This window comes from Corallococcus silvisoli, assembly GCF_009909145.1.
In the GTDB taxonomy this organism is placed as follows: domain Bacteria; phylum Myxococcota; class Myxococcia; order Myxococcales; family Myxococcaceae; genus Corallococcus; species Corallococcus silvisoli.
In genome coordinates, this window is record NZ_JAAAPJ010000008.1 from 129,186 (window position 1) to 152,951 (window position 23,766).

The 23,766-nt window shown below is 71.2% G+C and carries 18 protein-coding genes; 10 read left to right on the forward strand and 8 right to left on the reverse strand.

Features of this window, described 5'->3' with window-relative positions; translation table 11 throughout:
• Positions 1 to 11 precede the first annotated feature (11 nt).
• Positions 12 to 2,078 carry a TonB family protein gene (locus GTY96_RS17110; RefSeq protein ID WP_143901895.1) on the reverse strand — a complete coding sequence of 689 codons (2,067 nt, stop codon included), beginning with the start codon at positions 2,076 to 2,078 and terminating at the stop codon, positions 12 to 14.
• 247 nt (positions 2,079 to 2,325) lie between these two features.
• Between GTY96_RS17110 and GTY96_RS17115 the strand changes: the two genes are divergently transcribed.
• The 6 genes from GTY96_RS17115 to GTY96_RS17140 are packed head-to-tail and all read left to right on the forward strand — an operon-like array spanning position 2,326 to position 9,571.
• Positions 2,326 to 2,889, forward strand: a complete 564-nt coding sequence (locus GTY96_RS17115; RefSeq protein ID WP_143901893.1) for a chemotaxis protein CheW — start codon at positions 2,326 to 2,328, stop codon at positions 2,887 to 2,889.
• A complete protein-coding gene (locus GTY96_RS17120; RefSeq protein ID WP_143901891.1) occupies positions 2,886 to 4,364 on the forward strand; it encodes a CheR family methyltransferase in 1,479 nt (492 codons plus the stop codon). Before GTY96_RS17115 ends, GTY96_RS17120 begins: the two co-directional genes overlap by 4 nt.
• Before the next feature lie 52 nt (positions 4,365 to 4,416).
• The gene (locus GTY96_RS17125) at positions 4,417 to 6,009 is read left to right on the forward strand and encodes a methyl-accepting chemotaxis protein (protein WP_201756145.1); all 1,593 of its coding nucleotides are present in this window, start codon (positions 4,417 to 4,419) and stop codon (positions 6,007 to 6,009) included.
• Positions 6,006 to 6,419, forward strand: coding sequence for a response regulator (locus GTY96_RS17130; RefSeq protein WP_143901887.1), 414 nt, complete (start codon positions 6,006 to 6,008; stop codon positions 6,417 to 6,419). Before GTY96_RS17125 ends, GTY96_RS17130 begins: the two co-directional genes overlap by 4 nt.
• A 7-nt stretch (positions 6,420 to 6,426) precedes the next feature.
• Entirely contained in the window at positions 6,427 to 7,008 is a 582-nt protein-coding gene (locus GTY96_RS17135) for a chemotaxis protein CheW (RefSeq protein WP_143901885.1), read from the forward strand.
• A 16-nt stretch (positions 7,009 to 7,024) separates the two neighbouring features.
• Positions 7,025 to 9,571, forward strand: a complete 2,547-nt coding sequence (locus GTY96_RS17140) for a hybrid sensor histidine kinase/response regulator (RefSeq protein WP_143901883.1) — start codon at positions 7,025 to 7,027, stop codon at positions 9,569 to 9,571.
• Between the two features lie 103 nt (positions 9,572 to 9,674).
• On the opposite strand, the gene GTY96_RS17145 is transcribed toward GTY96_RS17140, so the two are convergent.
• From GTY96_RS17145 to GTY96_RS17155, 3 genes are all read right to left on the reverse strand, one after another.
• Positions 9,675 to 9,881 (reverse strand): hypothetical protein, encoded by a 207-nt coding sequence (locus GTY96_RS17145; protein ID WP_143901881.1) that lies wholly within the window; start codon positions 9,879 to 9,881, stop codon positions 9,675 to 9,677.
• A complete protein-coding gene (locus tag GTY96_RS37215) occupies positions 9,878 to 10,501 on the reverse strand; it encodes a hypothetical protein (RefSeq protein WP_201756146.1) in 624 nt (207 codons plus the stop codon). Before GTY96_RS37215 ends, GTY96_RS17145 begins: the two co-directional genes overlap by 4 nt.
• 123 nt (positions 10,502 to 10,624) lie before the next feature.
• A complete protein-coding gene (locus tag GTY96_RS17155; RefSeq protein WP_161665288.1) occupies positions 10,625 to 11,575 on the reverse strand; it encodes a HAMP domain-containing histidine kinase in 951 nt (316 codons plus the stop codon).
• 279 nt (positions 11,576 to 11,854) lie between these two features.
• On the opposite strand from GTY96_RS17155, the gene GTY96_RS17160 reads away from it, so the two are divergent.
• The 3 genes from GTY96_RS17160 (at position 11,855) to GTY96_RS17170 (ending at position 17,158) form a co-directional block, all read left to right on the forward strand.
• Entirely contained in the window at positions 11,855 to 13,930 is a 2,076-nt protein-coding gene (locus GTY96_RS17160) for a heparinase II/III family protein (RefSeq protein WP_201756147.1), read from the forward strand.
• Positions 13,931 to 14,001: 71 nt separating this feature from the next.
• Positions 14,002 to 15,321, forward strand: a complete 1,320-nt coding sequence (locus GTY96_RS17165; RefSeq protein ID WP_143902205.1) for a nucleotide sugar dehydrogenase — start codon at positions 14,002 to 14,004, stop codon at positions 15,319 to 15,321.
• Between the two features lie 148 nt (positions 15,322 to 15,469).
• A complete protein-coding gene (locus GTY96_RS17170; RefSeq protein WP_235685694.1) occupies positions 15,470 to 17,158 on the forward strand; it encodes a TldD/PmbA family protein in 1,689 nt (562 codons plus the stop codon).
• On the opposite strand, the gene GTY96_RS17175 is transcribed toward GTY96_RS17170, so the two are convergent.
• Genes GTY96_RS17175 through GTY96_RS17185 form a run of 3 tightly spaced genes read right to left on the reverse strand, consistent with a single transcriptional unit; the run spans position 17,155 to position 22,189 of the window.
• Positions 17,155 to 20,247 (reverse strand): alpha amylase C-terminal domain-containing protein, encoded by a 3,093-nt coding sequence (locus GTY96_RS17175; protein ID WP_161665290.1) that lies wholly within the window; start codon positions 20,245 to 20,247, stop codon positions 17,155 to 17,157. The genes GTY96_RS17170 and GTY96_RS17175 overlap by 4 nt on opposite strands.
• 38 nt (positions 20,248 to 20,285) lie before the next feature.
• Positions 20,286 to 21,242, reverse strand: coding sequence for a hypothetical protein (locus GTY96_RS17180; protein ID WP_161665291.1), 957 nt, complete (start codon positions 21,240 to 21,242; stop codon positions 20,286 to 20,288).
• Between the two features lie 11 nt (positions 21,243 to 21,253).
• Entirely contained in the window at positions 21,254 to 22,189 is a 936-nt protein-coding gene (locus GTY96_RS17185; RefSeq protein ID WP_161665292.1) for a metalloenzyme, read from the reverse strand.
• Between the two features lie 32 nt (positions 22,190 to 22,221).
• Here GTY96_RS17185 and GTY96_RS17190 point away from each other — a divergent pair, with 32 nt between their 5' ends.
• Positions 22,222 to 23,307 (forward strand): DUF4388 domain-containing protein, encoded by a 1,086-nt coding sequence (locus GTY96_RS17190; RefSeq protein WP_143901868.1) that lies wholly within the window; start codon positions 22,222 to 22,224, stop codon positions 23,305 to 23,307.
• A gap of 9 nt (positions 23,308 to 23,316) precedes the next feature.
• Here the strand turns inward: GTY96_RS17190 and GTY96_RS17195 are convergent, their stop codons facing one another.
• Entirely contained in the window at positions 23,317 to 23,730 is a 414-nt protein-coding gene (locus GTY96_RS17195; RefSeq protein WP_143901866.1) for an SET domain-containing protein, read from the reverse strand.
• Positions 23,731 to 23,766: the final 36 nt, after the last annotated feature.

Genomic DNA, 23,766 nt, shown 5'->3' on the forward strand with positions numbered 1-23,766 from the left:
GTGCCGCTGTCTCAGCGGCGCGGCGCGACGAGCCGCATGGTGAACGTGTAGTCCACGTTCGTCGCGCGGCCCTGGTACTGGATGGGCTTGTAGACGCGGGACTGGAGCGAGTCGAGCACCGCCCGGTCCATGTGCTGCACCATCTTCAGGATGCGGCAGTTCTCCACGCGGCCCTTGGTGGTGATGGTGCAGCGCACCGCGACCAGGCCCTCGGCCTTGGTGGCCAGCGCCTCGCGCGAATAGGAGATGTCCCGGCCCTCCTCCAACAGCACCGGGCGCTCCATGGCCTCGTTGAAGGGGACGACGGCGTTGGGGTCGACGGGCGCGAGCGCGCCGGTGGTCAGCGACGGCACCGCGAGGCTGCCCACCGCGCTCACCTGCGCCGCCGCGGCCGACGAGCCCACCGCGCCCGCGGACTTGTCCGTCGTCGTGGCGGGGACGACGGCGGTGCTGGGGGCGGTGGCCGGCGTCGCCTGCACCATCACCGGCGCGGCGAGTCCCCCCGGCGTCACCGGGGCCACGTTCTCGAAGTCCTCGGGCGTGGAGGCGGTGGCCAGGTCCACGCGGCTCTGGCGGTCGGAGCCGCCGCGGCGCTTGGTCATCTTCTGCGACAGCACCACCTCGCCGGAGCCGCCGGTGACCACGGTCTCCGTCTGGTAGCCCTCCAGCACGAAGGACAGCTCCGCGGTGATGCTGCCCTCGGTGCCCAGGGGCAGCTCCAGGACGAAGGGCGTCACGCCACGCTCCTTGCCCTTGTAGAAGACGCGCGCGCCAGACGGCTGGCTCATCAGCCGGAAGCGCACCTTGCCCGGAGCGGGCGCCGTCGTCGGGGCCTCCGCCACGGGGGCCTGCTGGGCGGGTGCCGCCACGGGCGCCGCGGGCGCCGCGGCCTTCTCCTCCGGACCGCCGCGCAGGAAGAACAGCGTCACGCCCACGAGGCCCGCCACCAGCACGCCGCCCATGCCGCCCATCAGGAGCGTGCGCTGGCGCGCGCGCTGCACGTCCGCCGGCACCTCCACGCTGATGTCCACCGCGAGCCCACCGTCCGCGGGCTCCGCGTTGCCCACGTTGGCGAACAGCGGCGACGCGTACGGGCCCGTCGTCGGGGGAGAGGGGTAGGGGCCCGTGGTCGTCGCGCCGCCCAGCCGGCGGAACACGCCGCTGTTGCCGCCCGCGGCCATGTGCGCCTCGCGCAGGCCTTCCAGCAACTCGTCCATCGTCTGGAAGCGCCGGACCGGGTCCTTCTCCAGGCAGCGGCGCACCACCAGCTCGATTTCGGCCGGCACCGCGATGTCCGGGCGCACGGCCTGGAAGGTGGGAGGCGGCTCCTTGTAGTGGGCGAAGATGAGCTCGATGTGGTCGCGCGCGATGAAGGGCGGCCGTCCCATCAGCATCTGGAACAGCATGATGCCCAGCGAGTACACGTCGCTCCGCGCGTCCGCCACGTTGCGCGCCTGCTCCGGCGCCATGTACTGCGGAGAGCCCAGGAACGTGCCGTTCTGGGTGATTTCGGGGCTGACCGGCCCCTCCTGCGGCGCCACCGACTTCACGAGGCCGAAGTCCAGGACCTTCACCAGGTCCTGATCGGACTCGTTGAGGATCATGATGTTCGCGGGCTTCAGGTCGCGGTGGATGATGCCCAGGCTGTGCGCCTCGCGCAGGGAGCGGCACACCTGCTGCGCCACCGACACCGCGCGCGCCCACGGGAGCGGACCTGCCTGGCCCAGCACCTGCGCGAGCGTGCGACCCTCCAGGTACTCCATCGCGATGTAGTAGATGCCGTCGTCCGTCTGCCCGTAGTCGATGACGGTGACGGTGTTGGGGTGCCGCAGCTTCGACGTCAGCGACGCCTCGCGCAGGAAGCGCTTCTGGAAGCCCGGGTCGCGGCTGCTCGGGAAGTTGGGGTTGAGCACCTTGAGCGCCACCACGCGCTCCAGCGGCGCCTGCAGGGCTCGGTAGACCTTGCCCATGCCTCCCACGCCCAGGGGTTCCAGAATGCTGAAGCGGCCGTTCAACGTCCGGCCGATGAGCGGATCCGTTCCCGGGGCCTCAGGGCTCGGGGAATCGCTCTTGATCATTCGTGTCCCCTCGATGCCGCGTGCAGCATGGTTTCTCCGGCAAAAGCAGCGTGCTTGCATCCAAGCACAACTCGCGGGTGGGGCGCACCCGGAGGGGGTCCGGAATCCACCACGTCGGGGCAAGCACGACCCTGGTCGCAGGGGTTGATGTGAGAACGGACCTTCCGGCTTGCCCGCATTGCGTTGGACGGGGTTCCCGGATTACGGTTTTTCTTCCTGTCCGTCGTGCGGCGGGCGGAGTTCCCTGATGGCTGAAACCCCCAAAGTTCCCGTTCCCACCCATGCGCGCCGTGCCTCCGTGCAGCAGCGGTTGAGCGCGCTGGAGGTGGAGCAGAACCAGCTGCGGCAGGAGCTGGTGTCGCTGCAAGGTGAAGTCCGCCTGCCCGGCCTCTATCTGACCGTGGAGGCAGGCAACACGACCGCGCTGGTGCCCGCGCGCCAGGTGCAGGAGGTGGTGCGGCTGGTGGCGTTGGATCCGCTGCCCGGCGCCCCCGTGCACGTGTCGGGGTCCTTCGTGTACCGGGGCAGTCCGGCGGTGGTGGTGGACGTGGCCCGGCTCCTGGGCGTCAAGCGCGTACCGGACCTGGATTCACTCCTGGTGGTGGTGGACGCGGGCCGCACGGTGGCGCTGCTGGTGGACCGGGTGAAGGACCTGGTGGAGACGCCGGTGCTGGTGGACGGCTCGCAGGGCGGCGAGGAAGCCCTCCCGTGGGACGGCACCGGGCTGATGGCGGGGCTGTGCCGCACGCCCGAGGGCCTGCGCCCGCTCCTGCGCACGAGCGCGATGCTGGCCGGGACGGAGGGCCTGTGAGCGAGGGGCTTCTCGACGACGCAACGCTCGCGAAGGTCGAGGAGGTGCTCCAGGGCGCCTGCGGCCTGACGCTCGCGAGCAGCCTGCGTCGCTCGTTGGAGCCCGCGCTGTCCCGCGCGGCGCTGTCGCGGGGCCTGTCGGAGGCGACCTTCCTTCGCCAGCTGCTCATGCGTGAGCCGGCGGCGGTGGAGGCGTTCATCGAGCACGCCGTCATCGGCGAGACGTACTTCTTCCGCCACCCGGAGCACCTGCGCGCGCTGGCCGTGCGGGCCCGCCTCCATCAGGGCGGCACCTTCCACGTGTGGAGCGCGGGCTGCGCGAGCGGCGAGGAGCCCTACAGCATCGCCATGGCGCTGATGGCCGCCGGGTTGGGTGACGGTGGGCGCTTCCGCGTGCTGGCGACGGACGTGTCCGGCCGGGCGATCCAGCGCGCGAAGGCCGCGGTGTACAGCGGGTGGTCGCTGCGCCGCATCGAGCCGGAGCTGGAGCGGCGCTTCCTCATCCCGCACCCGGGCGCGCAGGGGCAGGACGCGCAGCACGGCGTGGCCCCGGAGGTCGCCCGCGCGGTGGACTTCCGCCGCCACAACCTGGCCACGGACGCGGTGCCGTCCCTGGGCTTTCACGCCATCTTCTGCCGCAACGTCCTCATCTACTTCACGCCGGAGCTGGTGCGCGCGGTGTTGAGCCGGCTGGTGGCGGCGCTCGCGCCGGGCGGGCTGCTCTTCGTGTCGCCCGCGGAGGTCCCGCTCACCAACGGCCTGGGCCTGGAGTCGCTGGACGCCGACGGTACGCCCGTCCTGCGCGTGCCCCTGGAGCCGTGGGCTTCGGCTTCGGTGGAGCCCGTGGCCGCGCCCGCGCGCCGCGACACGCCGGGGCCCTTCGCCGCGCTCCGCCGCCACACGCCCGTGCCGGGCAGCGTGATGCGGCTGGAGCCCCGTCGCCCCACGCCGCCGCCCATGCCCGCCCTGCTGCCGCGGCCCTCGGCGGCCTCTGCTCAGGTGGAGCCTCGCGCGACGGAGGCCCGGCGTGCTGGGACTTCCGCGGCGGTGGCGCCGCGCCTGGGCGACGAGCGCGGCGCGCTGACGCGGGCGCTGGAGGCGGCGCAGGCGGGCCACTTCGAGGAAGCGGAGGCGCTGGCGCGCGAAGCGGCGCGGGCGTTGTCTCCGGAGGCGTACCTGCTGCTGGCGATGGTGGCGGAGTCGCGGGGCGATCTGGACGCGGCGGTGGAGGCGGTGCGCAAGGCGCTGTACCTGGAGCCGCAGCTGGCGCTGGGGCATGCGACGCTGGTGGCGCTCTACAGCCGGTTGGATCGACGCGAGGACGCGGAGCACGCGCGGCAGAACGCGCTGCGTGCGCTGGATGGGTTGGATGACGAGCACCCGCTGCGAGGGGTGGAGACGACGATGACCGCGGGGGGGCTGCGGCAGGCGCTCGCTCCCCGGCCTTCGCAGATGGGCTGGCAGGGCGCGCGCTGAACAGGCTGCGTGCCTCGACACGTGAGGTGGGGACAACGTGGAAGCGAAAGGAATGAAGGCGGCACTGCCCGAAGGGGCGGACTCGGCGCGGCTCAGCCTGCGGACGAAGATCCTCGCCGCCACCGGCATCTTCGGCATCGTGTTGGTCGGCAGCCTGACCTTCGCGTTCTGGATGCAGATGAGTGATGGCCTGCTGGCGGAGCTCACCAAGCGCTCGCGCGCGGTGGGCATCGGCATGGCGTTCAGCGTGTCCGCGTCCGCGGCCGCGGGCGACTCCGCGATGCTCCAGGCGGGCACGGACATGGCGCTCAAGAGCGTGCCGGACATCGCGTACATCGTCTTGCGCGACGCCAGCGGCAAGGTGCTGGCGCGCTCCGCGGACGAACACTTCGCGAGCGCCGCGGCGGTGGAGCCCGCGGACGGCGACTCGGTGGTGGACCGGCTCCTGACCGTGGGCACGCTGCCCGTGGTGGAGACCACGGCGCCCATCCTGTTCGGCCCGCCGGGCGGCACGCTCCAGCGCGTGGGCACCGTGCAGCTGGCGCTGGACCGCGAGGCGCTGGCCGAGTCGCTCGCCGCGAGCACCTGGCGCACCGCGGGCCTGGGCCTGCTGGTGCTGGTGCTGGGCCTGCTGGGGGCGGCCGGCATGGCCAGCCTCTTCATCGTGCCACTGGAGCGGCTGGCCCGCGCGGCGGTGGGCATCGCGGCGGGGGACCTGCGCCAGCAGATCGACACGAACGGCACGGACGAGATCGGCGAGCTGGCGCGCAGCTTCGCCACCATGGCGGACGCGCTGGTGCATCTGCTCCATGACCTGCGGGGCGCGGCGACGGACCTGGAGCACGAGGCGGCGGGCGTGCTGGCCACGTCCACGCAGCAGTCCGCGATGGCGCACCAGCAGGCGTCCGCCATCAACGAGACCAGCACCACGGTGGCGGAGATCGCCCAGACCTCCAAGCAGGCCACGTCCTACGCGGACGCGGTCATCGCCCAGACGCAGAAGTCGGAGTCGCTGAGCGCGGAGGGCCAGAAGGTGGTCACGGAGAGCGTGGCCGGCATGGAGAAGCTGGGCGAGCAGGTGAAGGCCATCGCGCTGGCCATCACCGACCTGAACGAACGCACGCTGCAGATCAGCGACATCATCGGTCAGGTGAAGGACGTGGCGGAGCAGTCCAACCTCCTGGCCCTCAACGCCTCCATCGAGGCGGCGAAGGCGGGCGAACACGGGCGTGGTTTCGCGGTGGTGGCCACGGAGATGCGCACGCTGGCGGAGCAGTCCCGCATGGCGGCGGACCAGGTGCGGGTGCTCCTGGGGGAGGTGCAGAAGGGCACACGTGTAGCGGTGACGACGACGGACGAGGGCAGCCGGCGCGCACAGGCGGCGATGGAGCTGGCGCGCGGCGCGGGCTCCACCATCCTGGGCCTGTCGGAGGTCATCCGCGAGTCGTCGGGGGCGGCGCGGCAGATCGCCGGCAACACGCGGCAGCAGACCATTGGCGTGGAGCAGATCGCCACGGCGATGGGCGAGCTGACGTCCGCCATGAGTGATTCGGTGGAGGGCACGCGGCGCATCGAGCAGGTCGCCGGCAACCTCTCCATCTTGTCGAAGCGTTTCTCGGATCTCGTAGGCAGGTACCAGCTATGAACAGCAACGTGACAGGCGGGGCCAGGAAGTCGGCGAAGGTGCTCATCGTGGAGGACACGAAGACCATCACCAACCTCCTGCAGGTCTACCTGATGGGGTGGGGGCTGGACTTCGTGGACGCGCCCAACGGCGCGGTGGGACTCAAGCGCGCGCGTGAGCAGAAGCCGGACCTCATCATCTCCGACGTGCAGATGCCGGAGATGGACGGGTTCGCGCTGTGCGCCGCCATCCGGGGTGACGCGAAGCTGCACGACACGCCCTTCATGCTGCTGACATCCCTGAAGGACGACGCGAGCCGCCAGAAGGGGAAGCTCGTGGGGGCGAGCGCGTTCCTCAACAAGCCCGTCTCCGTGGACGACCTGCGCTCCAAGGTGCGGGACATCCTCAAGCTGCCGGCCACGAAGTACTGACGCGCCCATGCCTACCGACGACGGCAAGCTGCTGCCCATCGACTTCGACGAACTGAAGGCTTCGCTCGACGCGGCCCAGATGCTGCTCGAGGGCGCGACGGTGGTGAGCGCCCACAAGCGGCGCGAGGTGCTGCACGCCCGCGCGCTGGCGCTGGCCAACTCGCGCCATGAGACGCGCCAGGAGGCCGTCACGGTGCTCGCCTTCCAGGTGGGCGGCGAGCGCTACGCGGTGAAGATCGACCTGGTGGACCACGTGCTGGAAGCGCGCGGCATGTGTTCGCTGCCAGGGGCGCCCCGCCATGTGCTGGGCGCGCTGTTGTCGCGCTCGCGCATCGTGCCGGTGCTGGACCTGCGGCAGTTGTTGGGCCTGGAGGGCGGCGGCATGTCCGACCTGAGCAAGGTCGTGGTGGTGGAGCTGGAGGACGAGGCGTTCGGGCTGGCGGCCGAAGTGGTGGATGGACGGCGGGAGTTGCCGCGCGCGGAGCTGTCGCAGCCGCCGCCGGGCCCGTTCCTGTTCCTGACGCCGGACCGGCTCACGGTGCTGGACCTGACACAGCTGGGCAACCCGGCGGCCGCACGGCGCGGCTAGAGGGGACTGGGGTTTCATGGATCCGCAGTTGCTGCGCAGCATCTGGCCGGTGTTCGCCGCGGAGACGCGCGAGCAGATTCAAGCCATCGGGTCGAAGGTGCTGGGGCTGGAGCAGCCGGCCGCCTCGCGCGAACCGGACCTGCTGCCTTCGCTCAAGCGCGTGGTGCACAGCCTCAAGGGCTCCGCGGCGAGCCTGGGGCTGGACGACATCGAGCGCGTCGTGCACGCCATCGAGGACGGGCTGTCCCACGTCAACGTGGAGGAGCCCATCTCACGCGGCGCCGTGGAGGCGATGCTGAGGGGCCTGTCCGCCATCGAGAACGCCCTCAACCGGGGCGACGCGGGCGAGCAGCCCGTGGTGGAGGGCGTGTCCGCGCTGCTCAAGGCCCTGGGCCACGGCGACGCCGCCGCCCCCTCGTCGGAGGGCGCGGTGGACTCCGGCCCGCTGGGCGAGGATGGCGTGAAGGCGCTGGCGGCGCTGGAGGCGGCCCTGGGCCGGCTGGTGTCTCCCAAGGTGGAGGACCGGGCCGGCGCGGTGCGCTCGGCGGTGGAGCGCGCGCACGCCCTGCGCCAGAGCGCGGAGGCCGTGCGGGCGGATCAGGTGGCCTCGCTGGCGGAGGCCGCGGCGCTGGGCTTCACCCGCATGGAGGAAGGCGGGGACGCGGCGGGGCTGGCGGCCTCGGAGGTGGCGGGCGCGCTGGTGGACCTGCGCGCCGCGCTGGGCCTGGCGGACGAAGCGGATGACGCGCGGGAGACCCCCCCCGTGAAGCGGGCCGTGGCCCCGGTGGCGAAGCCCCTGCCTCGGGCCCCGGTGGTCGCTCCCGAAGGCCGGAGCGGGACGGTGGACCGCGCGGTGCGCGTGTCGGTGAAGACGCTGGACTCGCTGGCGCTCCAGGTGGAGCACCTGGTGGCCGGCCGGTCTCAGCAGGGCCGGCGCACGGACGGCTTCCGCGCGCTGACGGATCAGGCGCATGAGGTGTTGCTGCACCTGGAGCGCGCCGCCTCCCAGCTGGCCATGGCGGGGGGCGGACCCGCGCTGGAGCCGCTGCGCACGGGCGTGGGCCTGATGCGCACGATGCAGAAGCGGCTCCTGGAGCAGGCGAAGGACGCGCACCGCGACGGCGAGCAGCAGGCGCTGGTGGCGCAGGTGGTGCGCGACGACCTGCGCGACCTGCGCATGGTGCCGGCCTCGCAGGTGCTGGAGCCCCTGCGGCGCACGGTGCGCGAGACGGCGTCGCGGCTGGACAAGGACGTGGCGCTGGAGCTGGGCGGCACCGACGTGCGCTTGGACCGGCGCATCGTGGACGCGCTGAAGGACCCCCTGGTGCACCTGGTGCGCAACGCCATCGACCATGGGCTGGAGACGCCCGCGGCCCGGCGCGCGGCGGGCAAGCCGGAGACGGGCCGGCTGACGGTGCGGGTGGAGGCGCGAGGCACGCGCATCGGCGTCATCGTGGAGGACGACGGCGCGGGCCTGGATCCGGTGCGCGTGCGCGCGACGGCGGTGCGCAGGGGGCTGATGACCCAGGACGCGGCGGAGAAGCTGACGGACGCGCAGGCCGCGCGGCTCATCTTCCAGCCGGGCTTCTCCACGCGGGATGAAGTCACCGCCACGTCGGGACGCGGCGTGGGCCTGGACGTGGTGCTGGCCACCGCGCAGCGGCTCCAGGGCTCCGCGGACGTCGAGTACACGCCGGGCAAGGGCACTCGGTTCATCGTGGACCTGCCGCTGACGCTGGCGGCGGCGCTGGGCCTGTTGGTGCGCACGGGCACCACCATCACCGCGATCCCGTCGGACACCGTGAAGCGCGTGCTGCGGCTGGACGCGGACGACGTGGGCACGGTGGCGGGGCGCGTGGTGGCGCGGCTGGACGGCGAGCAGCTCACGTTCCTGTCGCTGTCGGAGGCCATCGGCCTGCCGCGCATGCCGCTCGCGCTGGAGTCGGGCCGGCGGCAGACCGCGGTGCTGCTGTCGCTGGGCGAGGAGCGCGTGCTCTACGCCATCGACGAGGTGGTGGGGCAGCAGGAGCTGGTGGTGCGCGCGCTGGGCAAGCACCTGCGGGACGTCACGCACCTGGCGGGCGCGGCGGTGCTGGACGACGGCCGCGTGGTGCCGGTGCTCAACGCGCTGGAGCTGCTGCGCGCGGCCAAGCCGGACACCCGCACCGCTTCGGGCGAGTCCAAGATGCCGCGCATCCTGGTGTGCGACGACTCGCTCACCACGCGCTTCGCGATGAAGTCGCTGCTGGAGATCGCCGGCTATCCGGTGGTGACGGCGTCGGACGGCGAGGAGGCCTGGAGCGTGCTGGAGCGCGTGCACTGCCACCTGGTCGTGAGCGACTGGCAGATGCCCCGGCTGGATGGCGTGGGCCTGGCGCGGCGAATCAAGGGCCACCCCATGTTCCGGCGCACGCCCATCATCCTGGTGACGTCGCTGGACAGCAACGAGGACCGCGCGGCCGGCCTAGAGGCGGGCGCGGATGGCTACCTGGTCAAGCGCGAGGTGGAGCGCGGCAAGCTCCTGGAGCTCGTGCGCCAGCTGCTGCCCAGCTCCGCGACCTGAGCCAGGGGAGGGCGGAGACGACGACGCCCCGTCCTTCGCGCGGACGCGAGGGACAGGGCGGCGGACTCAGCGGCCCGGGCTTGAAGGCCCGGGCGTCAGGCCTTCAGCGCGGGCGGACCCACGCCTTGGGCCAGTCGTCGAACTGGGTGACTTCCTGGTCGTCGACGAGCAGCGTGTACATGGACTCCTCGGGGAAGTCGCCGATGCGCAGGCGCAGCTCCTTGCCCTCCGCCTTGGTGCGCAGCGGGTGGAGCGGGTCCGACGTCTTCACCCATTCCAGCTTCTGCTTCAGCAGTTGATCACCGTTCATAGCTTTGCCTGCGGCTTGGCGTACATGTTGTCCACGGCCTGGTTCGTGCGCTGCGAGCTGTTGATGATCTTGTCGTAGGCCTGGGCCTCGCTCAAGCCGCTCTTCTTCGCGTCCGCGACGAGCTGGTCGAACGAGGGGCCGTCCAGCCGGCCGTACTTGAAGTAGTCGCGCGCCTTGAGCATCGCGGCGTCGAGCGTGCCCATGAACTGGCGCGCCTCCACGCGGGCCTTGTGCCGGATCTCATGCGCCGCCTTGGCGCGGCCCTCCAGGGAGACCCCCTGCGCCTTGAGCTTCGCGTCGTTCGCGGGGATGCCGGCGACCTGCTCCTTGTACCAGGCGCGGATCTCACTGTTGGTCGTGGGCTTCTTCACCGTGCCCGCATCCGGGCCGTTCACGCGAGCGGCGCCATCCGGGTTGCGCGGACGGGTGCGGGACGCGCTGCCAGTGGCCACGTCGCCTTGCGGCCGCGCGGGCGGAGGCGTCGAGTTCGAACGCTGGGGGCGCGTCGTGGCCGACGTCGTCGTGGCGGGCTTCGAATCCACGGAGTTGGAGCGGCGCGGCGAGGGCAGCGCCGAGTCGGACTTGGTGGAGCTGACGCTCGAGCTTCGGGAGAGCTTCATGGGGAGACCTTCGGGGGCAGGAAGGAAAACCGCTTTCCCTTTTATCGCAGTTCCGGGTAGGCGAGTTGCGACCTCCGCCTACCTTTCGCGCGCCGCTCCGACGTCTCCTGCAATCTCATCCCCTTAGCGCTGAGCGGGGAGGGGGAAGGCGTCATCCCCCAGCCAGCGCAGGGTGAGGTCCAGCCGGGGCTCCAGCGCCACGGTCAGCGTGGCCCCCAGACGTCCCGCGAGCTGTTGGAGCACCGCTCCGGTGCGCGCGGGCAGGGCCTCAGCGGGGCACGCGCGGACGCGCAGCAGCCATTGGCCGGGCTCCGTGTCCGGACCCAGGTGGACGTCCACGGCCATCGCGCGCGCGGTGGCCTTCGCGAGGGTGCGCGCCAGCAGCTCCCAGTCCGCCCGGGCGCCTCGCACGGGCACGGCCCGGTCGGTGGGCAGCATCACCGTGGGCTCGGCCCGCCCCGGGCCCGGCGTGGGCGCGAAGGCGCGCTCCAGCACGGGGCGCAGGTCCTCCAGGCCCGGGACGGGGGGCGACAGGCGCCGGTCGATGAGGTCCTTCTGATCCGCGGCGACCTTGGTGATCCGCTCCAGGTAGCGCTGGGCCTGCGCGCCGAAGGGGCCCGCGGTGCCCTTGCGCATCATGTCCACGTAGCCCTTGATGACCATCAGGGGCGTGCGCAGGTCATGCGCCGCGCGGGAGCGCCGCTTGTCCTGCGCGGCCACCGCGCGCTCCAGGCGCTGCTTCGCTTCCAGGAGCCGCGCCTGACTTGCGCCTCGCGCGACCTCGCGCGCATGGGCCTGGAGCAGCGCCGGAGCGAAGGCGTTGAAGCGCGCCACCACGTTGCGTTGCGAGGTCGTCAGCGGCGCGGGCCACACGCTCAGGACGCCCTTGCTTCCCGGAGCCTGGGCGCGACGGGCGGGCACGTTGCCCAGCTTCATCACGCACGCGCGTCCTTCATAGAGGGCCGCGCCGGTCGCGCCGGTCAGCCGCAAGGACGCCTTCAGCAGTGCCTCCAGGCCCGCGCGCGTTCCTCCGCGCAGCGCCTGTTCAGCCACCGCCGTCAGCGTCGTTTCCATCCTGGCATCGAGGTCGTCCTCGATGCGCCGCCCCATCCAAGCCCCAGCCCGCACGCCCCAAGGAATGCGCATGCCTTCATGGAGGCGCAATGGCTCCACCGTGGCGCGCTCCGTTCCGCGTCAGGCAGCAATCCTTTACCCACGGGGATCCACCGGGACAGGCATTTTTACCGCCGTACCGGGTGCGTGGCCGAGCCAAACCCTTGCTCTTGCAGGGAAAAGGTTTTGGCCAGCCGCTTGCTATTGCCTTCCCACGTCACGCTGGGCGGGAAGGGGCGGATGGGTACTCTCGATTACTACGCGACGATGGCTCGGATGGCGCCCGGGGCACTGGCGAAGAGCGCCGTCCGCCGCGTCCAAGGTGTCGCGCGGCAGGCGCTCTACCGCCGCCGCGAGCAGATCGACGAGGCCCAGCTGCTGGAGTCCTTTGGCGCCACCCGGGCCGACGAGCTGGTGACGGTGGCGCTCGACCACCGCACTTCGCGGGCCTGGTGTGAACTGTCACAGCGTGAGTCCGCTCGCGCCGCCATCGAAAAGCTCCCGGGCGCGAAGGCGCGCACGCTGCTGCGCGCCGGGCGTGCGCTCCGCCAGGAGTGGGACGTCTTCGGCACGCCGGTGGCCTTCGGCGAGGGCAAGCCGGTGGACTGGTCGCTGGAGCCGGTGAGTGGCCAGCACTACCCCGTCGAGTCCGTGGAGCGCATGCCGCTGCACGTGACGGGCATGGATCCGAAGTATCCCTGGGTGATGGGCCGGCTCGACAGCGCGCTGGCCCTGGCCCAGGGCGCGTGGGTCGCGGACTCGCAGGGCGAGCGCTCGCGGCTGGCCACGGCCTTCGTCGCGCAGACGCTGGACTTCCTCCAGGCGAACCCCGTGGGCATGGGCGTCCACTGGACGTGCCCCATGGAGATTGGCCTGCGCGCGGCGAACCTGGCGCAGGCGCTGGCGATGTTCGCGGACGCGCCCGAGGTGCGCCGTCCGGAGTTCCTGGTTCCCGTGCTGGGCGCGCTCGCGGAGCACTGCGCGTGGGTGGAGGCCCACCTGGAGGACGGCGGCGCGGTGCCCAACAACCACCTCGTCTCCAACTACGTGGGGCTCGCGGTGGTGGGCCTGCTCTTCCCGGAGCTGCCCGGTGCCCCGCGCCAGGTGGCGCTCGCGGCGAACGGCCTGCGCGCCCAGATGGACGCGCAGGTGCATCCGGAGGGCACGTCCTTCGAGGGCTCCATTCCCTATCACCGCCTGTCGGTGGAGCTGTTCACCCTGGCCTTCCTCGTCACGCGCGGCGCGGGTGTGTCCCTGGGGCCCGGGTACGAAGCGCGTCTGCGATTGATGTTCGTCGCTGCCCGCGCCTGGTCCTCGGAAGAAGGCCTGGCGCCGCAGATTGGAGACAACGACTCCGGCCGCGTGTTTCCGTTCCAGGACCGCGCGGACGGCGACCACGGCTACCTCGCGGGGCTGGGCGCGGCGCTCTTCAACGACGTGGGGCTGGCCGGTGGCGTGTTCCCGGACGAGGCGGCGTGGCTCCTGGGCGAGGCGGGCCTGATGCGTTTCGGCGCGCTGCCCGCGGCGCCGGTGCCCGCGTCGGTGAGCTTCGCGGAAGGCGGCTTCCACATCTTGCGCGGCGAAGGCGTCGTGCTCACCGTCTCCGCCGGAAAGCAGGGGCAGCGCGGCGTCGGGGGACACAGCCACAACGACAAGCTCTCCTTCGAGCTCCACGTGGACGGGCGCCCGGTCATCGTTGATCCGGGCACGGGCACGTACACGCGGGATCCCTCCCTGCGCAACGCGATGCGGAGCACCGCGGCGCACAACACGCTCCAGGTGGACGGGGAGGAGCAGGCCCCGCTGGATCCGGCGCGGCTGTTCGCGCTGCCGGAGGATGCCCGGGCGCGCGTCGTGGCCTTCCAGCCCGGAGCGAAGCACGACCGGTTGGTGGTGCGCCACGACGGCTACCGCCACCTGCCGGCTCCAGTGGGCATCGAGAGGACTTTCTTCCTGGACCGGCACGTGCGGGCGCTGGCCGTGGGAGACCGGCTCATCGGGACGGGCCGGCATGAAGTGGTGGGACGTTTGCATCTGCCCGATGGGCAGGCGCGGTGGTGCGAGCCCGCGGCGGCCGTCATGGCGCGGGCCGGGCGCGTGCAGGAGGGCCCGGAGGCCTTCGAGGCACGGGCCCTGGAGATTGGACCGGCGGAGGCACCCGTGGGGTGGGTGCTCTTCGGGCGGGGGTTGGAGACCTCGCTCGTGCCGTCGCGCTACTCGCCCGGATATGGGCGCGTGGTGCCGGCGGTGTCGGTGGAGTTCCGGAGGCAGCTGGCGCCTCCGGCATGGCTGGGGTGGGTGTTCGTCTTCAGGTGAATGGTGTGGGTCGGGGCGCGCGAGCCGGCGAGGCCGCGCGTCAACTGCTGGGAGTAACGACAATGCGCGTGATGGTTGGCAACCCGTTGCTGGGTCGGATTCAGAATCGGGAAGCGAAGGTGGGCGTGGTGGGGCTCGGGTACGTCGGTCTTCCGCTGGGCATGGCCTTCGCGGAAGCGGGCTTCCCGGTCACGGGGCTGGACGTCGACCAGCGGAAGATCGACAAGATTGGCAAGGGGGAGAGCTACATCAAGCACATCCCCAGCGCGCCGCTGGCGCAGCTGACGCAGGCGGGCAAGCTCAAGGCGACGAAGGACTTCGCGAAGGCGCGCGAGTTGGACTGCGTGATCATCTGCGTGCCCACGCCGCTGACCGCGTCGCGTGAGCCGGACATGAGCTTCATCATCCAGACGGGCGAGGCCCTGGCGCCGCACGTGCGCCCCGGCCAGCTCTTCATCCTGGAGTCCACCACCTACCCGGGCACCACGGAGGAGGTGCTGAAGCCGCTGCTGGAGAAGAACGGCCTCAAGGCGGGCGTGGACTTCTTCCTGGCCTTCAGCCCCGAGCGCGAGGATCCGGGCAACAAGGGCTTCAACACCAAGACGATCCCGAAGGTCGTGGGCGGCTACTCGCCCGCGTGCCTCGAGGTGGCGGTCGCCCTGTACGGCAGCGCGCTGAAGGAAGTGGTGCCGGTGTCCTCCACCCGCGTGGCGGAGCTCGCCAAGCTGCTGGAGAACATCTACCGCTGCGTGAACATCGCGATGGTCAACGAGATGAAGATGCTCTGCGACCGCATGAACGTGGACGTGTGGGAGGTCATCCAGGCCGCCAGCACCAAGCCCTTCGGCTTCCAGCCGTTCTACCCGGGCCCCGGCCTGGGCGGGCACTGCATCCCCATCGATCCGTTCTACCTGACGTGGAAGGCGCGCGAGTTCGAGTTCCATACCAAGTTCATCGAACTGGCCGGTGAGGTGAACTGGCAGATGCCCTACTACGTGGTGCAGCGCACGATGGAGGCGCTCAACCAGAACAAGAAGGTGCTCAACGGCGCGAAGGTGCTCTGCATCGGCGCGGCGTACAAGAAGGACATCGACGACTTCCGCGAGTCCCCGTCGCTGCGCGTGATGACGCTCCTCAAGGAGAAGGGCGCGGAGATCAGCTACCACGACCCGTTCGTGAAGGAGCTGCACAAGGGCCACGGCTTCAACATGGAGATGAAGTCCGTCCCGCTGGAACCGGAGAAGCTCAAGCAGTACGACGCGGTGATGATCCTCACGGACCACTCGCACATCGACTACAACGAGCTGGTCCAGCGCTCGAACATCGTCGTCGACACGCGCAACGCGACCAAGGCCGTCACGCAGGGCCGCGAGAAGATCGTCAAGGCGTAGGGCCCGCGGGCAGGGCTTGCAGGCAGAGGGGTCCTCGCTTCACGCCTGGCGCGTGAGGGGAGGGCCCTCGCCTGTTTTTGGCTACAGTGCGCCCGTGCCCAGCGCCTTCCGCCCCTTGTTCCCGCTGTCCCTGGCCGCGTCCCTTTTGATGGGCGCGGCGCCCGTGAAGGATCCGCGCGCCCAGCTCCTGGACGCGATGAGCGCGGAGCTGACGCGCAACCAGCAGCAGCTCAAGGTGAACGGCCACGAAGCGCCGTACTTCCTGAGCTACGGCGTGAAGGACTACGAGTCGCGGCTGATCATCGCGCGCTACGGGGCGCTGTTCCAGGACGACGACTACCGCGAGCGCAAGCTGGGCGTGGACGTGCGCGTGGGCAGCTACGACTACGACAGCTCCGTGGCGGACTCGCTCGACTTCGGCTTCAGCACCAGCAAGGGCTCCAGCTACACCGCGCGCAAGGACGGGCCGCTGGATGACTCGCCGCTGGCGCTGCGCACGGCGCTGTGGCTCGTGACGGATGAGAAGTACAAGGCCGCGCTCTTCCAGTACCTGAAGAAGAAGGGCGAGGACGTCTACTCCGTGGAGGACCCCAAGCGGCCCGCGTCCTTCTCCCAGGAGGCGCCCGCCACCTACGTCCAGCCGCCGGTGCCGTTCCCATTCGACAGAGAGAAGTGGCGCAAGCTGGCGCGCGACGTGTCCGCGCGCTTCAACGCGCACCCGGAGCTGTTCGACTCGGAGGTGCGCGTCACCGCGGACAAGTCCACGCGCCTGTTCGTGTCCTCCGAAGGCACGCGCCTCATCACGGAGGAGACGCTGTACGCGTTCCATGTCTCCGCGGTGACGCGGGCGCCGGACGGGCAGCTGCTGGACGACTCGCGCAGCTTCTACCTGCCCACCGAGGCGGGGATGCCGGACGAGGCGAAGGTGCACGCGGCGGCGCAGAAGGTCATCGACGAGCTGCTCGCGCTCCGGCAGGCGCCGGCCATCACGCCGTACGCGGGGCCCGCCATCCTGGCCCCGGAGGCCGCGGGCGTGCTCTTCCACGAGACGCTGGGCCACCGCCTGGAGGCGGACCGGCAGGATGGCGACACCGACGGCAAGACGTTCAAGGGACAGGAGGGCAAGCAGATCCTCCCGGCCTTCCTGTCGCTGCGGGATGATCCGTCGAAGCGCGAGGTGAACGGCGAGCCGCTCAACGGCTACTACCTCTACGACGAGGAGGGCGTGAAGGGGCAGCCGGTGAGCCTGGTGGAGAAGGGCGAGCTCAAGGGCTACCTGATGAGCCGCCACCCGGTGGAGGGCTTTCCGAAGTCCAACGGCCACGGGCGAGGGCAGGGCACGCTCCAGCCGGTGGCGCGGATGGCGAACCTGCTGGTGGACAGCACGAAGCAGGTGAGCGACGCGGAGCTGAAGAAGATGCTCGTCGCGGAGGCGAAGCGGCAGGGCAAGCCGTACGGGCTCATCATCCGCGACATCACCGGCGGCAACACCAACACGTCCAGCTACGGCTACCAGGCCTTCAAGGGCGTTCCGCGCAGGGTGTACCGCGTGGACGTGAAGACGGGCGAGGAGGCGCTGGTGCGAGGCGTGGAGATCGTCGGTACGCCGCTGTCGTCGGTGAACCGCATCCTCGCCACGGGCCAGCGGCTGGGCGTGTTCAACGGCTTCTGCGGCGCGGAGAGCGGCAACGTCCCGGTGTCCACCGTGGCGCCCGCGGTGCTGCTCCAGGAGCTGGAGCTGCAGCGGGCGATGGAGGGGAAGGACCGCCCGCCGCTGCTCCCCAGCCCGGCCGCCTCACCACAGGCGGCCGGACCGGAGGCGAAGGCGAAGCCCTAGCCGACCTTCTTCATCACCACGTAACCGGCGGCGGGGATGTTCACCGGGGTGTTCCCGCCGTTCAGCGTGGCGCCGTAGTTGCCGAAGTTGCTCCCGCCGTACGCGGCGGCGTCGCTGTTCAGCACTTCCTTCCACTGGCCCGGGGGCAGGGGCAGCGCGTACCCCTCCAGGTTCTTCTTGTTGAGGCTGCCCACGACGAGGAACTCCTCGTTGCCCGCCTTGCGCGTGAAGGCCATCACGCTGTCGTCGTTGTGGGTGTAGACGCGCTTGACCTCCGCCGCCGCGCTGAAGGCCCCGCTGCTGTTCCTCAGGCCGATGGCGTCCTTGTAGAACGTGAAGCTCTGCCGGCGGGTGACGTCGAGCATCGCGTCCTTGCGCTCGGAGGCGGGCAGGCTGGCGACCTCGTTGAAGAGCTTGCGGTCATCCGCGGAGAAGGCCTTGTAGGCGCTGTCCTTCGTGCGTGCGTCCGGGGACAGGCTGAACAGGCGCTCGTAGGTGGCCTTCGTGGTGTCGTTGAACGTCACCTTGCCGAAGTCCACGTCCTTGCCCACGTCCTGCCAGCTCCAGTCGCTGTCCCAGGTGGACGGGTTGCCCCAGCGGAAGTCGTTCTGCGCGCCGAACTCGTCGCCCTGGAAGAACATCGGGATGCCGGGGCCGGCCATGCCGATGCCGGCGGCGAAGCGGGCGGCGCCGCGCGTCCACTGGTCCGGGAAGTCGGTGGCGTTCTCCCCCTCCGCGGTGTTCATGGTGCGCTGCGCGTTTCCGACCTCGTCGTGGTTGGAGATGATGGACAGCGCGTTCTTCCAGCTGTCCAGGCCGCGCGGCGACGTCATCAGGTTCACGAACGCGTCCACGTCCGTCTTCATCCCGCGCGCGGCGGCCTGCACCAGGCCCGGCTTGCTGTTGTCGTTGATGAGCCGGTGCTGGAACTCCGTGTACCACTGGGCGTCGAAGCCGCCGCCCGTGCCGTCCGGCTGCGCCGGGCGCGAGATGGCCGGGTCGTAGTCGAACTGCTCCGCCACGGTCCACACGTTGGGGTTGAGGAAGTGCACCTGGCGGTTGATCTCGCGGAGCATGTCCCAGCCCGCCTTGCCGCCCACTCCCTTGATGGGCTCCGTGAAGTCGAATCTCAGGCCGTCGAACTTCAGCTCGGACACCTGCTGCACGGCGTGGTCCACGAACAGCTGCTTCACCTGCGGCGTGTCGTACGCGGGCACGGAGCCCCACGGCGTGTCGCGCTGCTCGAACTGGCCGGGCTCCTTGGACCAGTTGAAGTACGGGTTGCTGGGGCCGCCCACGTTCCACAGGCCGTTGTAGTCGCCGAACACGTGGTTGTAGACGACGTCCGACACCACGTTGAGGCCCTTGCCGTGGGCCGCGTCGATGAAGCGCTTCAGCGCCTCATCGCCCTCCACCCACTTGCCGGTCTCGTCCTCGAAGCCCAGGGAGCTCTCCGTCGCCAGGCTGTTGACGCCCAGGTAGCCCCAGTTGCGCGCGCCCTCGACTTCGTTCGTGGGCAGCAGCTCCAGCGTGGTGACGCCCAGCTCCTTGAAGTAATCCAGCTTCTGGATCAGGTCCTCCATGGTGGAGCGGTTGGCGTTGCCCGCCTGGCCCAGGAAGCTGCCCGCGTGCAGCTGGTACACCACCCACTTCGACGGATCCTTCTCCCGCGGGACGTCGTCGTTCTTGAACTGGAACGTCGTCGGGTCGGTGATGACGGAGCCGCGGAAGGACACGCCGCTGCCCACGGTGATGAGGTCGCTCCAGGGGTCGTTCTCCGACGACGCCAGGCGCTCCGCGTCGGAGACCTTGCCGTCGTTGTTCACGTCGGAGCGCAGGTGGAGCTTGCCCTGGGCGTCCTTGTCGAACACCTGGAACTCGTAGCGCAGGCCGGCGAGCTTCTCCGGATCATTGACGAGCGTGGTCCACGCGCCGCCCTCGTTCGTCATCTTGATGCGGCCGTCATCCGTCACGTTGCGCGACCAGAAGTCGTTGAACTTCCCGCCGCGCAGCTTGTCGATGAGGGTGTCGTCGAACGAGCCCAGGCGCTCCTGGAGCTGCTTCTTGTCGAGCGGGTTGCCGTCGCCGTCCTTGAGCACCAGGTAGGCGCTGTCAGCGGTCTCCGCCTCGTCGATGTCGAAGCGCATCAGGCCGGTGGCGCCGGTGAAGTAGCGGTCCACCTCCTTGCCGCGCGTGGGGTCCAGGTACAGCCGGTCCAGGCCGCGCTGCTCGCCCATCATCCGGCGCGCGTAGGGGTCCGGCCGGTCGCTGGTGGCGCCCGTGGAGTCCACGACCTCGTAGACATAGGCCTTGCCCTCCAGCTGCTCCCACGCGCCCTTCGCCTGCGCGGTCCAGTTGCCGCCCTCGTCGCGCGTCATCGGGATGCGCTGCTCGCGGCCCTGCTTGTCCGTCACCTTCACCTGCACGGCCCGCGCGTCCGGCGCCCAGAACTTGAACGACGCGTCCTTGCCGGAGCGCTGCGCGCCCATCTGGTGGTACGTCGTGGGCGAGTACGACGCGGTGGACTTGGACAGGTCCAGCTTGAGGTTGCCCTCGCCCATCACCGCCCACTGGTCCTTGCCCGCGGGGCCGTCCACGCTGACGCCCCACTCCCAGTTGCGGGCGAGGCCGTCGTCCGCCACCTTCACCGTGGCCTCGTACTTGCCATTGCCCAGCGACTTCATGGGGATGCCGCCGGAGGACCACTGCGCGTTGTAGCGGCCGTCCGCGTCCCAGCTGCCCTTGAGCTTTGGGTGGGTGAGCTGCGCGTGCGGGCCCGCGTCGTACGTGAAGGTGATGGTGCGGACCGTGGGGTTCTCCACCGTCGCGCCGGAGCGCACCGCCTGGGTGGGCGCGGCGCCCAGCAGGGCCCCCGCGTTGGCGGAGCGGGCCAGCGTGCCGGAGCCGGCCACCGGGGCGCGGGCCGTGGGACCCGGAGTGGATTCGAAGGCGGACTGGTTGCGGCGCGCGGCGGCGGACTTCGCGGCGGCGGCGTTCTTCTGGGCGAGCAGCTTCGCCGGGTCCGCGGAGGTGGAGCCCGTGGCGGGAGCCGGGGCGCGGTTCGGGCGGTTGATTTTGGAGTCAGTCACGGGTCAATCCTCCGGCGGCCCGCGCATAGCGGGCACGCTCAACTTGTCGGACTTGTGCCCACGGGAGTTGTGTCCGGCGGGCTGGAAGTGGGCGAATGTGGGGTCGGAGCCGCTGGTAGCTGAGGATTCCGTGGAAATCCCCGGCCATCCAGGCGGGGCCGGAGCGGGGGGAGGGTCAAACGGCCCCCCTTGAAGCCGCGCAGGTACACGTAGCGGCGGAAGTCGCGGAGGAAGGCGTCCACGGGCAGGCCGATGGACGTCTGGAAGCCGCCGGTGAAGTCCTGGCCCAGGCGCATGGCGGTGAGGATGCCGCGCACGCGCGCCTCGCCGTAGCGCTCCATCAGGAAGGTGAAGGCGTGGTAGGCGGCGCCGTAGACGGTGGCGTTCTGGGTTTCGTAGAGGGCCTCGGCGCGGGCGAGCGGATCCTCCTGGGGGAAGTCGTGGAGGAAGCGGGACAGGTCCTCCAGGCTGGGGACGCGGTAGCCCTGGCCCGCGGTGTACGAGGCCATGCCCTCGCTGAACCACAGGGGGATGCCCTTGCGCGTCCAGTCCGACACGGTGGCGGAGGACTGCCACATCAGGCTGTGGGTGAGCTCGTGCAGGAGCAGCTCGTCCACCTGCTTCTGGTTGGCGCCGCCGCGCGTCCACGTGCGGGGGCTCTGGACCTCCACCTGCTCGTAGCGCGCCCACGCGCGCAGGAAGTCGTAGCCGGGGCGGTTGGCGGCGCGCTCCAGGGCGGCGTGGCTGGGGTGGAGGACCAGGGTGACGGGCTCGTGGAAGGTGCCCCAGCGGGACAGGCGGGGGCTGGCGCGCTCCACCGCGATGCGCACCATGAGCGCGCCCTGGGGGTCCTGGGCGGCGCGCGCGACGATGAACTCGCCGCCGGACAGGGACAGGGTGGCGTCCGGGGCCGCGGCCTTCTGGGCGGCGCACGCGGAGAGGAGGGCCGCCGCCGCGACCAGGAGGGCCCATCGTCCAGTGCCGCCCACCCGCATCCCTCGCCCCTCTAGCTGGCCCCGAGCCAGCGCATCACGGCGCGGCCCACATCCGCGACGGTGGTGAACGACGCTAGCTCCGGGGCGGAGGGGCCGAAGTAGAGCATGGGGACGGCGTGCACGGTGTGTCCGCGAACCGACAGGTCCTCCACGTTGCCGTGGTCGCTGCACACCAGCACGCGCGCGTCCGGGGGCCGCGTGGCGGTGACGGCGCGAAGGAAGGCGTCGACGGTGTCCAGCGCGGCGCGCGCGGCGGTGAAGTCCTGGGCGTGGCCCGCCTCGTCCGCGAGGTAGTGCTCGAAGAAGGTGAAGTCCGCCCCGGCGGTGATGCGCCAGAAGAGGGCCGCGGCCTCCTGGGGCGTCCGGCTGGGCACGTCCAGGCCATGGGCGCGCGCGTTCGCGCCGGTGATGTCGTGGGTGAGCCCGTCGCCCGCCCGCGCGTCGTCCAGGGTGCGCAGGGGTTCCGCGCCCGCGGCGAAGGCGAGCTTCGCGGCCGAGGGACGCACCTTGCGCGCGGCGCGGGGGGGCAGGGTGAACTCGGGCGGGGACGTGGAGGGGCGCCGGGGGAGGCCGAGCGCGTCCAGGTACGGCGCGGGGTACGCGTTGGCGAAGGTGGCGGTGTGGCCCTGGGCCTTGAGGCGGCGCACGATGGAGCGCTCCGCGAGCAGCTCCCGGAGGGCGGTGTTGGGGTAGCCCAGCACGTGGCCCCCGACGAGGACGGGGGCGGGGTCGCCGGTGAGGATGGCCGTCTGGTTGGACGCGGACTGGGGCCGGCCGGGCACGCCGAAGGTGGGGTCCACCGCGAGGCCGACGCCGCCGTGGGGGAGGGCGGGCGCGGGGGCGTCCTGGAACCAGGACAGCAGGTGGTCGCGGTCCGCGAGCGGATTGACGGCCGGGTCCTTCCGTCCGATGCCGACCCCATCGATGAACAGGACCGCGACGCGCACGGCCCGGGACTGTATCCTCGAATCCGACACGCATGGCCATCCACGGCGACCTCTTCAGCTACCCGCTCCCCGAGTTCCTTCAATGGCTGGACAGCTCCCGCAAGACGGGGACGTTGCAGCTGTCGTGGGAAGCAGGCGAGCGCAAGTTGTTCCTCCTGTCCGGCCAGGTGGGCGCCACCGCGAGCGAAGGGCTGCGCGGCCGGGTGGCCCGGCTCCTGTCGTTGCCCAAGCTGGCGGCGGGCACGCGCGTGCTGGCGGCCTTCGACGAGCTGGCGCGCACCCCGGACGTGGACGCGGCCTTCGACGCGCACGGGGTGCAGGCGCGCTGGGTGCGGGACCTGGGCCGCGAGGAGCTGTTCGCGGCGATGACGGACCTGACCATCGCGGGACAGGGCACGTTCCACTGGACGGAGGACGCGGACCGCACCGGTGAGGACTGGGTGCCGTCCGACATGAGCATCCGCGAGCTGCTCTTCGAGTCCCTGCGCTGGGTGGACGAGCAGGGGGACGTGGACAAGGCGCTGCCCATCGACGCGTTGAGCGTGAAGGCGCTGGCGCCGCCCAGCCCGAGCCAGCCGCTCATGCACCGGATCATCCTGGGCCTGACGACGACGCCGCAGAACCTGGGGCGGCTCCGGCTGTCCATGGGCGTGTCGCGCTCGTCGGTGACGCGCCGGGTGCACGAGCTGTTGCGCGCGAAGCTGGTGGAGGTGGACGGCGCGCCGCAGGTGGAAGCGGACCCCGTGGCGGAGATGCTGGAGAAGGGCGCGGTGCTGATGCGCGAGGGCCAGTACGACGCGGCCGGCATCGTGTGCGCGTCGCTGCTGGCCAGCGACCCGGCGGACCGGCGCGTGCGGGAGTTCGCGCGCCTGGTGCAGCGCGAGCACGTGGCCGCGCTCTACGCGGACCTGCCGCCGCTGGTGGTGCCCCAGCTCATCCAGTCCCCCCAGGCCATGGTGATGCTCAAACCGGAAGAGCGGCAGATCGCCGGGCTCGTCAGCGGGACCTGGGACGTGTCCACCCTGGTGCTGGCCAGCCCCGCGCGGGAGCTGGAGACGCTCAAGACGCTGGCGAAGCTGCACCGCATGGGGCTGCTCCAGCTGACGTACCCGCGCTGACGCGGGGCCTCAGTGCACCGGGTGGGGCGCGGGGACCGGCTCGGATTCGATGATGCCCTCGAATTCGCTCCAGGGGTCCTCCATGGCGCCGTAGTCGTCCGTGAGCTCCTCCCCGGGCGCGATGTCTCGCAGCGCGACGGTGGCGGTGCGGGTCGCGTCGTTGCCGCAGTTCGGCGCGTCCGAGTGGTTCATGAACCGCGCGTGGTCGCCGCACAGCACCAGGGCGCCGTGCTCGCAATAGGCGTAGCGGGACAGGAACGCCTTCGCGGCGGCGCTCATCCGGGCGACGTCACCGGGCCCGAAGCGCTGGTCGACGGGGGCGTCGAAGGTCCACACCACGGCGCCCCGGGCGATGGGCTCCTCTGCGAAGAGGCCCAGGCCGTGGATCCGCGACGGCTTCACCGAGGTCTTCACACGCAACATGCAGGGGCTGCCTCCTGGGCTCCCGCGCGGGAGCCG

Coding starts and splice junctions, on each gene's coding strand:
- GTY96_RS17110 (WP_143901895.1), bottom strand. CDS start 2,078: ATGATCAAGAGCGATTCCCCGAGCCCTGAGGCCCCGGGAACGGATCCG.
- GTY96_RS17115 (WP_143901893.1), top strand. CDS start 2,326: ATGGCTGAAACCCCCAAAGTTCCCGTTCCCACCCATGCGCGCCGTGCC.
- GTY96_RS17125 (WP_201756145.1), top strand. CDS start 4,417: ATGAAGGCGGCACTGCCCGAAGGGGCGGACTCGGCGCGGCTCAGCCTG.
- GTY96_RS17130 (WP_143901887.1), top strand. CDS start 6,006: ATGAACAGCAACGTGACAGGCGGGGCCAGGAAGTCGGCGAAGGTGCTC.
- GTY96_RS17135 (WP_143901885.1), top strand. CDS start 6,427: ATGCCTACCGACGACGGCAAGCTGCTGCCCATCGACTTCGACGAACTG.
- GTY96_RS17140 (WP_143901883.1), top strand. CDS start 7,025: ATGGATCCGCAGTTGCTGCGCAGCATCTGGCCGGTGTTCGCCGCGGAG.
- GTY96_RS17145 (WP_143901881.1), bottom strand. CDS start 9,881: ATGAACGGTGATCAACTGCTGAAGCAGAAGCTGGAATGGGTGAAGACG.
- GTY96_RS37215 (WP_201756146.1), bottom strand. CDS start 10,501: ATGAAGCTCTCCCGAAGCTCGAGCGTCAGCTCCACCAAGTCCGACTCG.
- GTY96_RS17155 (WP_161665288.1), bottom strand. CDS start 11,575: ATGGAAACGACGCTGACGGCGGTGGCTGAACAGGCGCTGCGCGGAGGA.
- GTY96_RS17160 (WP_201756147.1), top strand. CDS start 11,855: ATGGGTACTCTCGATTACTACGCGACGATGGCTCGGATGGCGCCCGGG.
- GTY96_RS17165 (WP_143902205.1), top strand. CDS start 14,002: ATGGTTGGCAACCCGTTGCTGGGTCGGATTCAGAATCGGGAAGCGAAG.
- GTY96_RS17170 (WP_235685694.1), top strand. CDS start 15,470: ATGGGCGCGGCGCCCGTGAAGGATCCGCGCGCCCAGCTCCTGGACGCG.
- GTY96_RS17180 (WP_161665291.1), bottom strand. CDS start 21,242: ATGCGGGTGGGCGGCACTGGACGATGGGCCCTCCTGGTCGCGGCGGCG.
- GTY96_RS17190 (WP_143901868.1), top strand. CDS start 22,222: ATGGCCATCCACGGCGACCTCTTCAGCTACCCGCTCCCCGAGTTCCTT.
- GTY96_RS17195 (WP_143901866.1), bottom strand. CDS start 23,730: ATGTTGCGTGTGAAGACCTCGGTGAAGCCGTCGCGGATCCACGGCCTG.